We start from the raw sequence: 12,836 nt of genomic DNA on the forward strand, positions 1-12,836 counted from the left end.
CGATGGCAGGCTCGGCCGCCGCGTGTATGTCTCGGCGGCCGAGAGCCTATTCCGCTGCCTCCGCCTGCGCCGCTCCGTCACCGTTGCGACGCAGGATCATCCTGTGTGCTGCCAGTACCGCCCCGCCGGTGACCAGAAGGCAGGCAAGTGCGATGTCCCAGCTTGGTTCGGCAAAGCCGAACAATGTCAGGATCAGGGTCGAGAGCAGCGGCGCGGCATAGCTGGCCGCGCCGAGAATCTGGATATCGCCGTTCTTGACGCCGTAATCCCAGGCATAGAAGGCAGCGCCCACCGGAAAGAGGCCGAGCCCAAGCACGGCGACCCACTGCGATGCCGCGTCCGGCCAGATCGTATCCTCCAGGCCAAGATGGCAGACGAAGGAAAGGGCCGATGTCGCCAGGCAAAAGATGGTGACGACATCGGTCGACACCGCCTCGAACCGGCGCGTGATCAGTGAGTAGCCGGACCAGGTGAAGGCGCAAAGAAATGCCGCGCCGTAGCCGATGGCATAAGCGCCCTCGAAGTGAAACCCGTTGCGGCCGACGATCAGCACTGTGCCGGCAAGCCCCATCAGCGCGCCGACGATATGGTACCAGCGCAGCCGTTCGCCCGGCAAAAGCGCCGAGCCGACGACGATCAGCAGCGGCCAAAGATAGGCGATCAAGCCCGCCTCGACGGCCGGCGCATGGCGCAGCGCGGTGAAATAGAGGAAATGATAGCCGAACAGCCCGGCAACGCCGGTGACCCAGACCTTGGCCGGCTGGCGCAGCAGCCGCAGACGCTCCGGCTTCAATGCAAGAACAAGGATACCGGGAATGCTGCCGATGGCGAAACAGACGGCGAGCAACTGAAACGGCGGCATCTTGCCCGATGCCACCGTCAGCAACGCCAGGAACGACCACATCACGATGGCCGCAAATCCCGTCAATGTCGCGCGAAACTTCAACTCCGCCCCCAGTCTGTCGCCGCGGGCGTCTGTTGAAGCCCGTTTAGCTGCCGTATTTCACCGCGGTGATCGTCACTGTCCCATATTGCGTCGGGATACGGACGTAGACAGGCGCATATACATTCATGGCATCCGCCTTGGCAAACCAGATCTCCATGCCGTCGCTCTTGGCGAGATAAAGGTAATCCTTGCGCGTTCCCTTGTAGCCGCTCTTCGGCGTGAAGCGCACACCGCAGGCGATTGTCTTGCCTTTGAAACCTTCCGTCGAAAACGGGTGCGATCCCTTCGGCGAGAGTTTCAGATCCATGCGCATCTCGCCGTCGAAGACAGGCAAGGTCTGATTGCAGAGATTGAGATTGGGGGTAATCGGAAAAATCATCCCGGAAATCGGGTCGAGCACCGAATGCAGATCTCCGTCGCTGAGCGGAATCCAGCTTTGCGGCCGTTTTGGCTCCGGCGTGATCGTATTCGAGGTCACGTTGCCGTTGGTATAGGCGACATCATAGGTGCGTTCCTTTTTGCCGCTCTTGTAATAGAGCGTGTAGTGCGTCGCCTGCAGCCTGTTGTCGCCGACGGTGCCGGACACATCGGTTTTCGCATCGATTGACGTGACAAGATCGGCAAGACCGGCCGACGTGATATCGCCCCGGATGGTAAACTGCTTGTTCTTGACCTCGGTCTTGAAATCCGCCCTCGCGATCGGGAAGCCGGCAAGCGCCACGCGATACTGCGTTTCATGCCGCAGTTCTTCGGCCAATGCCAGCGAGGGCATCGACGCCAGCAGGGCCGAAATGAAAAGCCACCTTCGAAAATGAACCATGACCAAAGCCTTCAACAAAGAGCAGGCAGCATATATAGGCGCTTTATGCACCCGCTGCGACAATGAGAAAACAGCAGCTTTTTGACGGAATTGCGGGAAAGCTCAAGGTTTGGCTTGACGTAGCCGGCCGCGCTGACTATAGAACCGCAACTTTCCAATTATGGCCTGTTGGATTGCGCGCCGGGCTTTGCCCGGGATGACTATCCGATGGCCTAGAAAAACAAAAGTAGGTGTTCCATGTCCCGCATGTGCGAATTGACCGGCAAGGCCGTCCTCGTGGGCAACAATGTCAGCCACGCCAACAACAAGACCAAGCGTCGGTTCCTGCCGAACCTCTGCCAGGTCACGCTGATTTCTGACGTTCTTGGCCAGCGTTATCGTCTGCGCGTTTCCGCTGCAGCACTCCGCTCGGTCGAGCATCGCGGCGGCCTCGACGCTTTCCTTATCAAGGCAAGCGAAAACGAGCTCAGCATGCGCGCCCGCCTGCTGCGTCGCCAGATCGTCAAGAAGACCGCTGAAGCTGCCGTAGCCGCTTAAGCGACACTTCTCGATATCATACGGGCTAAAAGGCTTGCACGGATAACCTCCGGACAGGCCTTTTTCCATGTCCGGTTTTCCTCCAACTGGTGGCATCACCCAGGATAAAAAAATGCTGAAATCACGCTACACGTTTATCTATGTTCTGCTGATGACGCTCGTCGTCGTCGCCTCCAATATCCTCGTGCAGTATCCGCTGCAGGCGACGCTCGCCGGCATCAATCTCGCGGATATCCTCACCTGGGGCGCGTTCACCTATCCCGTCGCCTTCCTGATCACCGACCTGACCAACCGCCAGTTCGGTCCGAAGGCTGCGCGCAAGGTGGTGTTCGCGGGTTTCGTCGTCGGCGTGACGCTCTCCTTCTTCACCGCACAGCCGCGTATCGCGATCGCCTCCGGTTCGGCCTATCTCGCCGGCCAGCTTCTCGATATCTCGGTGTTCAACCGCCTGCGCCGCATGGCCTGGTGGCGTGCGCCGCTGTTCGGGTCACTGATTGGCTCGATGCTGGACACAGCGATGTTCTTCTCCTTTGCCTTCGCGCCTTTCTTCGTCTTCTTCGGCCCCAACGATCCCTTCGCGATCGACTGGGCACCGATCCTCGGCGTTTTCTCGACCTCGGCACCGCGTTGGATTTCCTGGGCGATCGGCGATTTCTCGGTGAAGGTGACCGTCGGTCTCGTCATGTTGCTGCCCTATAGCGCGCTGATGAACGTGCTGAAGCCGATGCAGCAGCAGGTGCGCGCCTGACCGCAAGCACCTGAATTGTGAAGCGGCCGGGAGCGCCCGAAACTCCTCCCGGTTGTTTCATGCAGCCTCGCCCATCGACATTTCTCACCCTGTCTCAAGCCGTTTGCTGGCGGTGCCGCAGATAGGCGCGGACGAGATCGCCAAGTTCTATCCTCAAGACCTCCCACTCAAGTTCATCGCGATTCGCGGCGGCATGGACGACCCCTTCGATGGCGGCGGCAAGCATCCGTCCCGCCACCTCGTCACGAGCACGATTGCGCTTGCCCGAGCTCGCGGCGATCACGGCCCGATAGCGCTTCTGATATTCTCTCTCGAACTCTTCGTAAGCAGAACGCGGCGCCGCCGGCACTTCGTTCAGCAGAACGCGGTGCAGCGCCTGGTCGACCGAATGGGCCGCAATGACGCCATCGATCAATTGCGTCACACGCTCATCGAGCGTCGAGGTCTCGCTCCAGTCGCCCGACGCAGACCAGGCGGCGAGGATATCGTTGAGATGCCGCTGCAGGATCGCTTCGGCAAGCGCCAGCTTGTTCGGGAAATACTGATAAAGCGAACCAATGCTTACGCCCGCGGCTGCGGCGACCTCATTGGTGGTGAAATTCGCCCAGCCACGCTGCGCCAGAATGCGAGCTGCCGCCTCCACGATGGCAGCCACCGTGGCGCGCGATCGCTGTTGCCGCGGCGCCTTGCGCATGCTTCTGCGTTGCGGAGAAAGGCGAGTAGTCAAGCGAAGGGCTCCGTGTAAAATCTGAGCATACGCTCACATTTTGTCCATGAAAAGCGAGCGCATGTCTTAGACCAAAACGCCGCGCAATGGCGGACCTCATCGGGAGAAGTTGAAATGAGTGCGCAGACGCTTTTGACGTCGCTGTTCCAATACAAGGCCTGGGCCGACGAAGGGCTGTTCTCGGGCTTGAACGCCCTTAGTGCCAATATACCTGCGGACGAACGCCGCGTGGCCATCCTGATCCTCAATCATGCCCACATAGTTGACCGGATCTTCGCGTCCAACCTCCAGCGTCGCGAACACGCCTATACGAGAACCGGTGCTGATGAAGCGCCGGCTTTCGAGGAACTGTACAACGCCGTCAGGGAAACGGACCGCTGGTATGTCGACTATGTCGCGGAATTGAGCGCCGAGGACCTGACGGAATCGATAGCGTTCAAATTCTCGGATGGCGGATATGGGCGAATGTCGCGCCAGGAGATGCTGGGTCATGTCATCGCCCATGGCGGTTATCATCGCGGCGAAGTGGGCCAGATCATCACCCAACTAACCGGCTCATCGCCGCCCGACACCTTTACCGGCTATCTTCACACGATCGAGCCCGTACGTCGCGAGCCGGCTTGGGGATGATCAGGCCGGCACCGTCGTCGCTATGTCCTGAGGAGGCCCGGGCCGCTATTTCATGCTAACGGCCGTATCGTCCCTCAGCCGGAATTCCAGCATCAGGCTTCGCTGCAGAATCGAATGGTTGTCATCGGAGACCGTGATCAGGTGGATCGTACCGTCGGCGGCCCGGAAGGCGTCCAGCCCTTCCATATTGTCGATCTGCAGATTGGACCCTGCTTGGAAGATGACATCGCCGTCGACGACGGCGCCCGGCTTGATATCGTCACCGGCAATGCGGCGGATACGCACGCCGATGCCATGCGCGAGATCGAAGCGCCGCTCCAGCAGCAGCAGATCGCCGCCTGGCAGAAAAACGCCGTCGCTGGCGTCGAAATCGTCGGTATGGCGCACTGTAAAGCGGCCTTCCAAAGGTCCATCCAGGATCGCCGCCAGCATGTTGCCCTGATCGTCCAGACTGCGCTCCGCGACGATCACCACTGCTCCCGCCAGCGGGCTTGATTGCGGCGCGATCATCAGCGCTTCCAGGCTGCGATTGGCTCGTAACAGCCTCTTCGGGATCAGGATCGGGATGCTGCCATCCGGCGGCGATGTCTCGAAACCGGGATCGGGATAGGTATCGACGCGATGATTTTGCTCATAGCTGACGAGCACGTGGTTGCCCCGTAACACCAGCCCTTCCGCATCCATCGCGCCCTTGCCGGCATCCGTCGCACCGAAACGGTCGACCATCGGCATGATACGGGCATCGACGATACCCTTCAGCCTGCCTTCCTCATCGCGCTCGATGGTCCCCGTCAGCCAATGGCCCGTATCCAGGACCGAAACGAAATGCCGCTGGTCCGGACGGAAGCGGATGCCGGAGAGGGCGCCGAGGAGCGCGTTGCCGGAGCTGAGTTCGAGACCGCCGAGAAATTCGAGCGCACCGAATCGTGTCTGCTCGGAACCGGGCTTGAACGCCGAAATCGCAGTCGCGTGGATATCCGCAGAGCCACCTTCCGAAGTATCCACAGAGCCACAGCCGGCGAGCAGCATCACAAGCATGGTCGCGCGGCAAAGGCGTTTCATGGGCTCTTACGGGACCTTGCAACTGACGGAGGATCGATGGACGCATCGGCCGCGGGGGACCGATGCGCGTTTGACTATCGGCTATTCAGCTTGCGCGACGCATGCGCGGCAGGCTTGACTGATCCTCGAACAGCGATGCGAGCTGCTCGGTCATGGCGCCGGCCAACTCGTCGGCGTCGACGATCGTCACGGCGCGGCGATAGTAGCGCGTGACGTCGTGGCCAATGCCGATCGCCAGGAGTTCCACGGGAGAACGCGTCTCGATCTGCTCGATCACGGCGCGCAGGTGCCGCTCCAGATAATTGCCCGGATTGACCGACAGCGTTGAATCGTCAACCGGCGCGCCGTCCGAGATCATCATCAGGATGCGGCGCTGCTCACGGCGGCCGAGCAGGCGGTTATGCGCCCAGATCAGCGCCTCGCCATCGATATTTTCCTTGAGCAGGCCTTCGCGCATCATCAGGCCGAGATTGGTGCGCGCCCGCCGGTAGGGCTCGTCTGCCGATTTGTAGATGATGTGGCGGAGATCGTTGAGCCGGCCAGGCGTCTGCGGCTTGCCGCCGGCAAGCCATTTCTCGCGCGCCTGCCCGCCCTTCCAGGCCTTGGTGGTGAAGCCAAGGATTTCGACCTTGACGCCGCAGCGTTCCAGCGTGCGCGCCAGAATATCGGCGCAGGTGGCGGCGACGGTGATCGGCCGGCCGCGCATCGAGCCGGAATTGTCGATCAGCAGCGTCACCACCGTATCGCGGAACTGCGTGTCGCGCTCCATCTTGAAGGAGAGCGCCTGCATCGGATCGATGATCAGGCGCGTCAGCCGTGCCGGGTCGAGATATCCCTCTTCAAGGTCGAAATCCCAGGCGCGGTTCTGCTGCGCCATCAGCCGGCGCTGCAGCCGGTTGGCGAGCCGCCCCACGGCACCCTGCAGATGCGCAAGCTGCTTGTCGAGGAAGGCACGCAGGCGCTCGAGCTCGACCGTGTCGCAGAGTTCCTGCGCCGTGGTCGTCTCATCGAATTCCTCGGTGAAGACGTGGTAATCCACCTTTTCGTTGAAATCGGCAAAGGGCGTGTTCGGACGGCGAGTTTCGCCCGGCGTTTCCGAATCCTCTTCACCCTCTTCGCTCATGTCGTCGTCGGAGATTTCGGCGCCGTCCATCTCGCCATCGTCCATCTGCTCGTCGGAAGCTTCGCTGTCCTCGGCAGGCGCGGAGTCGGAGCCATCATCGCTCTCGACATCCTGATCATCTTGATCCTCGCCGCTCGGCTTGTCCTCCTCGGCAGATTCCTCATCGGAATCCGGCTCCATCTCCTCGTCACCGTATTCCTCGGCCATGTCCATGGCTGACAGCATATTGCGCACGACACGCGCGAAGCTCTGCTGATCGTTGATGGCAGAAAGCAGATGGTCGAGTTCGCCGCGGGTCTTGTCCTCGATGAAGGAACGCCAGAGGTCGAGCACCTTGCCGGCGCTTTCCGGCGGCTGCTGGCCGGTCAGCTTCTCGCGCACGATCATCGCCATCGCCTCGCCGAGCGGCGCGTCTTCCTGTCGCTCGATGCCGGTGAAATTCGCCTTGGCGTATTTTTCCGAATTCATCGAATTGAGGTTGGCGGCCATGCCGCTCATACGCAACGCGCCGATCGATTCCACGCGAGCCTGTTCGACCGCATCGAAGATCGAGCGAGCATCGGCGCCCTGCGGCGCCATGGTGGCATGCACGCGCGCATCGTGGCAGGCGAGCCGCAAGGCCATGGAATCGCCAAGGCCACGCGTCACCGCCAGCTCATGCGCCGTCGGCCGCTTCGAAAGCTCCGGCAGGCGAATACGCTCGCCCGTCATCCCGGGGCGCTCGTTGGCGAAGGCCACCTCAACCTCAGCATCGCCGGCGATCGAGCGCACGCAGCCGGTAATCGCCCGACGCAACGGCTCCATGTCCACCGGAGCGCCCGGCTTCCCTTTGGAATTGTCTCCGCGACCTGCCATGACTTGCTGGCTCTTCTTCTTAGGCTTCGAGCACGATGTTGGCGGCGCTTTCCTTCAGCTCGACGCCGAAAGCGCGCTGATACTGCTCGGCGACCAACGGCCGCTCCAGCTCATCGCACTTGTTGAGGAAGGTCACGCGGAAGGCAAAGGCGACATCGCCGAAGATTTCCGCATTTTCCGCCCAGGTGATGACCGTACGCGGGCTCATGACGGTCGACAGATCGCCATTCATAAAGGCTGCGCGAGTCAGATCGGCGACGCGCACCATCTTGGATACGATGTCTCGGCCCTTATCGTTGCGGAAGGATTTCACCTTCGCGAGCACGATGTCGACTTCGTTGTTGTGCGGCAGGTAATTCAGCGTCGTCACGATCGACCAGCGGTCCATCTGCGCCTGGTTGATCTGCTGCGTGCCATGATAGAGGCCGGTCGTATCGCCAAGGCCGATGGTGTTGGCGGTCGCGAACAGGCGGAAAGCCGGGTGAGGACGGATGACGCGGCTCTGGTCGAGCAGGGTCAGACGACCGGAGGATTCCAGCACGCGCTGAATGACGAACATCACGTCCGGGCGGCCGGCGTCGTATTCGTCGAAGACGAGGGCGACGTTGTGCTGGTAGGCCCAGGGCAGGATGCCGTCCTTGAATTCGGTGACCTGCAGCCCGTCCTTGACGACGATTGCGTCCTTGCCGACGAGGTCGATACGGCTGACATGGCTGTCGAGGTTGATACGCACGCACGGCCAGTTGAGGCGGGCTGCGACCTGCTCGATGTGGGAGGACTTGCCCGTGCCGTGATAACCCGAGATCATCACGCGGCGGTTATGGGCAAAGCCGGCGAGAATGGCGAGCGTCGTCTCGCGATCGAAGAGATAGTCGGTGTCGAGGTCGGGCACATAGGCATCGCCCTTGCTGTATGCCGGGACGCGGATATCGGAATCGATGCCAAAGACTTCACGGACCGAAACGGTCGTGTCAGGAAGCTCGGAAATATCAAGGTCAATCTTGCTCATCATGTCTCCAGGGCGGGTGACTGTCACCCAGCCATATCAATCTCAGCCGTTTTTGATCCGTGACGCCGCAGCTTGTTGTCCGCATCCGTCAGGTCGGAACAACGGCGATACTTCTCCGGGACTGAAGCGAAACCTCGGCGCGACGACATGATCGCTTGCGAGCATTCTTGAACAGAGTCCCGGACAAGAAACGCCGCGTCCGGAAAATTGGCCGAGGTGCAGCCAGCCAAAAGCACACCTTGCCGCAGTCGCCTGCGGCCTCAGCCGATTTGGACCATACCTGATTGAAAGCGGAGAGCAAGGACAGGAATTAACAAAAACCGTTTTGCTTCAACAATTGATAGGCCTGAATGACGGCGCGAAACCGTTCCTCCGACCCGCGGTCGCCGCCGTTCGCATCCGGATGGTGCTTTTTCACCAATTCCTTGTAACGGCTCTTGATCTCGGCGCCGGTGGCATTGGCGCCCAGCCCCATCGTGTCGAAGGCTTTCGCCTCGAGCGTCTTCAGCTTGCGCTCCTGCGGGAAGCGCGGGCCGCGTCCCTGCCCCTGTCCGTCCTTGACGAAACCGAAGGGATCGCGCACCCGAGCATAGGAACCGGAGCGGACGTCGGAATGTAGCGGGCTATTGCGCGCCGCCTTGTTGACGCCGACGGTCCAGGTCGGGCGATGACCGGTGATGGCTTCCTTCTGGTAGCGCGCGATCTCACCGTCCGAGAGGCCGGAGAAATAATTGTAGCCCTTGTTGTAATCTTTGACGTGCTCGAAGCAGAACAAAAAGAACTGCCCTTCCGCATTGCGCCCGACCGGCGCACGATGCGTACCCTTTTTGTCGCAGCCGTCCCACTGGCAGGTCGGCGGAGCCTGTTCGGCCTCCGGCTCGCGCTTGCGGCGGGTTCGAATACGATCGAAGTATTTTGAATCGAGTCTCATGGCGGCCTAATTATGGGGCCTCAGCCACCCCACAACAAGAATTGACAAATGGGAATGTTATAGGCTTTGTGGGAACCTTTTCGCGAACGAGGTGACGGCGGGAATATGGAAACGACGCTTCAATCCCGCATTGAGAAAAAGCTCAACGACGCCTTCGCGCCCGAGCGTCTCGCTGTCATCAACGAAAGCCACTTGCACGCCGGCCATCAGCCTGACATGACCGGAACGGGCGAGACCCATATAAGAATTCGAATCATCTCCGCCAAGTTCACCGGCATGCCGCGCCTTGCCCGCCACAGGGCTATAACCGAGCTTTTGAAGCCGGAACTGGATGCTGGGCTGCATGCGCTTGCCGTGGAACCCGCAGCACCTGGCGAAACGGTGCGGTGGTGACCGGCTACTCCGGCTTCCCCTCTTCCGTTTCCGCCGGCCTGATCCTGAGCTTGGTGATGCGGTTCTTTTCCCGCTTCATGACGATGAAACGCTTGCCGTAGAAGGTGAAGGCCTGGCGCTCTTCCGGAATGGTCATCGATTCGTGGATGACGAGGCCGGCGATCGTCGTGGCCTCTTCGTCGGGCAGATCCCAGTCGAGCGCGCGATTGAGATCGCGAATTGGCACGACGCCGTCGACAACGATCGAGCCGTCGGCCTCCTGCCGCACGCCTTGAATATCAAGATCATGCTCGTCGGCAATATCGCCGACGATCTCCTCCAGAATATCTTCCAGGGTGACGATGCCCTGCACTTCGCCATATTCGTCAACGACGACGGCAAAATGCTGCTTGCGGCGCAGGAAGGCATTGAGCTGGTCTTGGAGATTGGTGCTGTCAGGCACGAACCAGGGCTTTTGCGCTATTTTGACGATGTCCAGATTTTCAGGCTCGACATTGCGCTCCGCCAGCGCCCTCAAGAGATCCTTGGCGTGGACGACGCCGATGATGTTGTCGATCGTGCCGCGCCAGAGCGGCATGCGCGTATAGGGGCTGTCGAGAATGGCGCGCACCACCACCTCGGACGGATCGTCGGCGTTGATGGCGCGCATCGCCGTGCGGTGCACCATGATGTCGGAAAGCTCCAGCTCGCCGAGATCGAGCAGACCGCCCAGCCGGTCGCGGTCGACCTTGACCACCGAACCCTCGCGATGCAGCAGATCGACGGCGCCGCGCAGCTCGTCATAGGCCGACAGCATCGACACTTCCTTGGAGAGATTAATGCCGAAGATACCGAGAATCTGCCGGACGATGGTGTTGACGAAGCTCGACACCGGCCCGACCACAATGACGAAGAGACGTATTGCACCGGCAACATTCAGCGCGAAGCGGTCCGGTGTCGCAATGGCCCAACTCTTCGGCAGAACCTCAGCGAAAATGACGAGGATGACCGTCATGGCGGCTGTGGCGATCGCCACGCCGGAATTACCGAACAGGCCAAGGAACAGGCTGGTCGCAAGCGACGACGACAGGATGTTGGCGAGATTGTTGCCGATCAGCAGCGCGCCGATCAATCGGTCGCGACGCTCGATCAGCAGCCGCACGACGCCGGCGCGGGTGTCGCCATTGGCTTCCAATGTGTGGATGCGGCTGCGCGAAGCTGCCGTGAGCGCCGTCTCCGAGCCGGCGAAAATGGCCGAAATCAGCACGAGTGCGATGATCGAGATGATCTCGGGCCAATATTCCCACAGAACGGCCAACGTGCCTTGAGCGGTCATTGCGGATGTTTTTCCCTTAGGAAACTGAGAACTTCGGAGGCCGGGACGTCATCGGCGACGAAGGATTGCCCGATGCCACGGGTCAGGATGAAGGTGAGCTTACCGCTCTTGACCTTCTTGTCCTGAGCGATCGCGTCCATCAGCACCTCGGCCGGCGGCAGCTCACCCGGAATGTCGCTCATCCGCGTCGGCAGGCCGACCGCCTTCAGATGCGTCTCGACGCGCTTGGCATCATCAGGGCTCGCCAGATTGAGGCGTGAAGAAAATTCGTGCGCCAGCACCATGCCGATCGAAACGCCCTCGCCATGCACCAGCCGCCGGCCGTCATAGGCGGTCGCTGCCTCCAATGCATGGCCAAAGGTATGGCCGAGATTGAGCAGCGCCCGCGGACCGTTTTCGCGCTCGTCGGCGACGACAACGTCGGATTTCGCCTGGCAGCTCGCGGCAATCGCCTCAATACGGGCTGCACCGCCGGAAAACACCTCTTTCCAGTTGGCCTCCAGCCAGGCAAAGAAATCCGGCTTGTCGATCAGGCCGTATTTGGCAACCTCGGCATAGCCGGCGCGGAATTCGCGTTCGCTGAGCGTATTCAGCACATCGGTATCGGCAAGCACGAGATCGGGCTGGTGGAAGACGCCGACCAGGTTCTTGCCGTGATGGGTGTTGATGCCGGTCTTGCCGCCGACAGAAGAATCCACCTGCGACAGCAGCGACGTCGGCACCTGCACGAAACGGACGCCGCGGCGCACGATGCCGGCAGCAAAGCCGGCGAGATCGCCGATCACGCCGCCGCCAAGCGCGATCACGGCATCATTGCGCTCGACACGCGCCGTAAGCACGGCATCGCAGACGGCCATCAAATGCTCGAAGCTCTTGGTCTTCTCGCCGGCCGGCAGGACCAGCTTGGAAGGCTGAATACCAGCCTCCTGAAGGCTCGAAATCAGCGAATCGAGATAGAGCGGCGCGACATTTTCGTCCGTAATGACAGCGGCTCTGCGGCCCTTCAACCTTGCTGCGATTTCCTTGCCGGCGCGCGCGATCAGCCCGGGGCCGATCAGGATGTCATAGGCGCGCTCGCCGAGAGGCACGCGGACGAGACGCTCGGCCGATGTGATCGCATTCATCGTGTCTTGCTTTCTTCTTTCCCCTCGACGATGGCCATAAGGACTTCCTTGACCATGACATCCTTGCCCACATCGCGGGACAAAACCGTGAGATCGGCTTCCGCATAGATCGGATAGCGCGCATTCATCAGCTTTTCGAGGGTCTGCTTCGGATTCTCGGTTTTGAGCAGCGGTCGCGTATCGCGCTTGTTGACCCGCTCCCAGAGCACGTTGAGATCGGCTTTCAGCCAGACCGACAGGCCGCTGCGTTTGATGTGCCGGCGCGTGCGATCGTTGATGAAGGCGCCGCCGCCGGTGGAAACCACGCGAGGGCCGCCCTTGAGCAGCCGCTTGATCACCCGCGTTTCCAGCGCCCGGAACTCCTCTTCGCCATAGGCTTCGAATAGCTCGGTGATCGTCATGCGCGACACGCGCTCGATCTCGATATCGGTATCGACGAAGGGAATGCCGAGCTGATGCGCGACCAGCCGGCCGATCGAGGATTTTCCGGCCCCCATCAACCCGACGAGGACAAGATTGCGCGTACCCAATGCGGCGCGCGCTCTGTCTCTAAGGCTTTCTGCAAGGGTCAGCACTTCTTCGCTCATCGGCCCATTCACAATTTGTTTGCAAACGG

Annotated in this window: 14 protein-coding genes; 4 read left to right on the forward strand and 10 right to left on the reverse strand. The window is 60.9% G+C overall.

Annotated features, from left to right (window positions below; translation table 11 throughout):
* Positions 1-46 precede the first annotated feature (46 nt).
* Both QA646_RS14330 and QA646_RS14335 read right to left on the reverse strand, forming a co-directional pair.
* A complete protein-coding gene (locus QA646_RS14330; protein ID WP_283056088.1) occupies positions 47-946 on the reverse strand; it encodes an EamA family transporter in 900 nt (299 codons plus the stop codon).
* 43 nt (positions 947-989) lie between these two features.
* A complete protein-coding gene (locus QA646_RS14335) occupies positions 990-1,766 on the reverse strand; it encodes a DUF3108 domain-containing protein (RefSeq protein ID WP_283056089.1) in 777 nt (258 codons plus the stop codon).
* A 237-nt stretch (positions 1,767-2,003) separates the two neighbouring features.
* Here QA646_RS14335 and rpmB point away from each other — a divergent pair, with 237 nt between their 5' ends.
* Positions 2,004-2,303: a 50S ribosomal protein L28 gene (rpmB, locus tag QA646_RS14340; RefSeq protein WP_283056090.1), complete on the forward strand. Its 300-nt coding sequence runs from the start codon at positions 2,004-2,006 to the stop codon at positions 2,301-2,303.
* Positions 2,304-2,415: 112 nt separating this feature from the next.
* On the forward strand, positions 2,416-3,051 hold the full coding sequence (locus QA646_RS14345) for a queuosine precursor transporter (RefSeq protein WP_283056091.1): 636 nt from the start codon (positions 2,416-2,418) through the stop codon (positions 3,049-3,051).
* A gap of 94 nt (positions 3,052-3,145) precedes the next feature.
* On the opposite strand, the gene QA646_RS14350 is transcribed toward QA646_RS14345, so the two are convergent.
* A complete protein-coding gene (locus QA646_RS14350; RefSeq protein ID WP_283056092.1) occupies positions 3,146-3,778 on the reverse strand; it encodes a TetR/AcrR family transcriptional regulator in 633 nt (210 codons plus the stop codon).
* A gap of 114 nt (positions 3,779-3,892) precedes the next feature.
* Between QA646_RS14350 and QA646_RS14355 the strand changes: the two genes are divergently transcribed.
* Positions 3,893-4,408 (forward strand): DinB family protein, encoded by a 516-nt coding sequence (locus QA646_RS14355; protein WP_283056093.1) that lies wholly within the window; start codon positions 3,893-3,895, stop codon positions 4,406-4,408.
* 45 nt (positions 4,409-4,453) lie between these two features.
* On the opposite strand, the gene QA646_RS14360 is transcribed toward QA646_RS14355, so the two are convergent.
* From QA646_RS14360 to QA646_RS14375, 4 genes are all read right to left on the reverse strand, one after another.
* Positions 4,454-5,470 carry an esterase-like activity of phytase family protein gene (locus QA646_RS14360; protein ID WP_283056094.1) on the reverse strand — a complete coding sequence of 339 codons (1,017 nt, stop codon included), beginning with the start codon at positions 5,468-5,470 and terminating at the stop codon, positions 4,454-4,456.
* 85 nt (positions 5,471-5,555) lie between these two features.
* On the reverse strand, positions 5,556-7,448 hold the full coding sequence (gene cobT / locus QA646_RS14365) for a cobaltochelatase subunit CobT (RefSeq protein WP_283056095.1): 1,893 nt from the start codon (positions 7,446-7,448) through the stop codon (positions 5,556-5,558).
* Positions 7,449-7,467: 19 nt separating this feature from the next.
* Positions 7,468-8,457 carry a cobaltochelatase subunit CobS gene (gene cobS / locus QA646_RS14370; RefSeq protein ID WP_283056096.1) on the reverse strand — a complete coding sequence of 330 codons (990 nt, stop codon included), beginning with the start codon at positions 8,455-8,457 and terminating at the stop codon, positions 7,468-7,470.
* A gap of 310 nt (positions 8,458-8,767) precedes the next feature.
* Complete coding sequence (locus QA646_RS14375; RefSeq protein ID WP_283056097.1) at positions 8,768-9,388, reverse strand: J domain-containing protein; 621 nt, start codon at positions 9,386-9,388, stop codon at positions 8,768-8,770.
* Between the two features lie 105 nt (positions 9,389-9,493).
* On the opposite strand from QA646_RS14375, the gene QA646_RS14380 reads away from it, so the two are divergent.
* Positions 9,494-9,781 (forward strand): BolA family protein, encoded by a 288-nt coding sequence (locus tag QA646_RS14380; RefSeq protein WP_283056098.1) that lies wholly within the window; start codon positions 9,494-9,496, stop codon positions 9,779-9,781.
* Positions 9,782-9,785: 4 nt separating this feature from the next.
* Here QA646_RS14380 and QA646_RS14385 read toward each other — a convergent pair whose 3' ends face one another.
* Genes QA646_RS14385 through QA646_RS14395 form a run of 3 tightly spaced genes read right to left on the reverse strand, consistent with a single transcriptional unit; the run spans position 9,786 to position 12,807 of the window.
* Positions 9,786-11,096, reverse strand: coding sequence for an HlyC/CorC family transporter (locus tag QA646_RS14385; protein WP_283056099.1), 1,311 nt, complete (start codon positions 11,094-11,096; stop codon positions 9,786-9,788).
* Positions 11,093-12,220 carry a 3-dehydroquinate synthase gene (gene aroB / locus QA646_RS14390; RefSeq protein ID WP_283056100.1) on the reverse strand — a complete coding sequence of 376 codons (1,128 nt, stop codon included), beginning with the start codon at positions 12,218-12,220 and terminating at the stop codon, positions 11,093-11,095. The genes QA646_RS14385 and aroB overlap by 4 nt, the downstream gene beginning before the upstream one ends.
* Complete coding sequence (locus QA646_RS14395; protein ID WP_283056101.1) at positions 12,217-12,807, reverse strand: shikimate kinase; 591 nt, start codon at positions 12,805-12,807, stop codon at positions 12,217-12,219. Before QA646_RS14395 ends, aroB begins: the two co-directional genes overlap by 4 nt.
* Between the last annotated feature and the right edge of the window lie 29 nt (positions 12,808-12,836).

Origin of the sequence: Rhizobium sp. CB3090 (assembly GCF_029714285.1) — a bacterium.
Lineage (GTDB): Bacteria > Pseudomonadota > Alphaproteobacteria > Rhizobiales > Rhizobiaceae > Rhizobium.

Bases quoted from the DNA above. Each gene is read 5' to 3' on its own strand.
- QA646_RS14335 (WP_283056089.1), bottom strand. From the start codon at position 1,766: ATGGTTCATTTTCGAAGGTGGCTTTTCATTTCGGCCCTGCTGGCGTCG.
- rpmB (WP_283056090.1), top strand. From the start codon at position 2,004: ATGTCCCGCATGTGCGAATTGACCGGCAAGGCCGTCCTCGTGGGCAAC.
- QA646_RS14345 (WP_283056091.1), top strand. From the start codon at position 2,416: ATGCTGAAATCACGCTACACGTTTATCTATGTTCTGCTGATGACGCTC.
- QA646_RS14355 (WP_283056093.1), top strand. From the start codon at position 3,893: ATGAGTGCGCAGACGCTTTTGACGTCGCTGTTCCAATACAAGGCCTGG.
- QA646_RS14360 (WP_283056094.1), bottom strand. From the start codon at position 5,470: ATGAAACGCCTTTGCCGCGCGACCATGCTTGTGATGCTGCTCGCCGGC.
- cobT (WP_283056095.1), bottom strand. From the start codon at position 7,448: ATGGCAGGTCGCGGAGACAATTCCAAAGGGAAGCCGGGCGCTCCGGTG.
- cobS (WP_283056096.1), bottom strand. From the start codon at position 8,457: ATGAGCAAGATTGACCTTGATATTTCCGAGCTTCCTGACACGACCGTT.
- QA646_RS14375 (WP_283056097.1), bottom strand. From the start codon at position 9,388: ATGAGACTCGATTCAAAATACTTCGATCGTATTCGAACCCGCCGCAAG.
- QA646_RS14380 (WP_283056098.1), top strand. From the start codon at position 9,494: ATGGAAACGACGCTTCAATCCCGCATTGAGAAAAAGCTCAACGACGCC.
- QA646_RS14385 (WP_283056099.1), bottom strand. From the start codon at position 11,096: ATGACCGCTCAAGGCACGTTGGCCGTTCTGTGGGAATATTGGCCCGAG.
- aroB (WP_283056100.1), bottom strand. From the start codon at position 12,220: ATGAATGCGATCACATCGGCCGAGCGTCTCGTCCGCGTGCCTCTCGGC.
- QA646_RS14395 (WP_283056101.1), bottom strand. From the start codon at position 12,807: ATGAGCGAAGAAGTGCTGACCCTTGCAGAAAGCCTTAGAGACAGAGCG.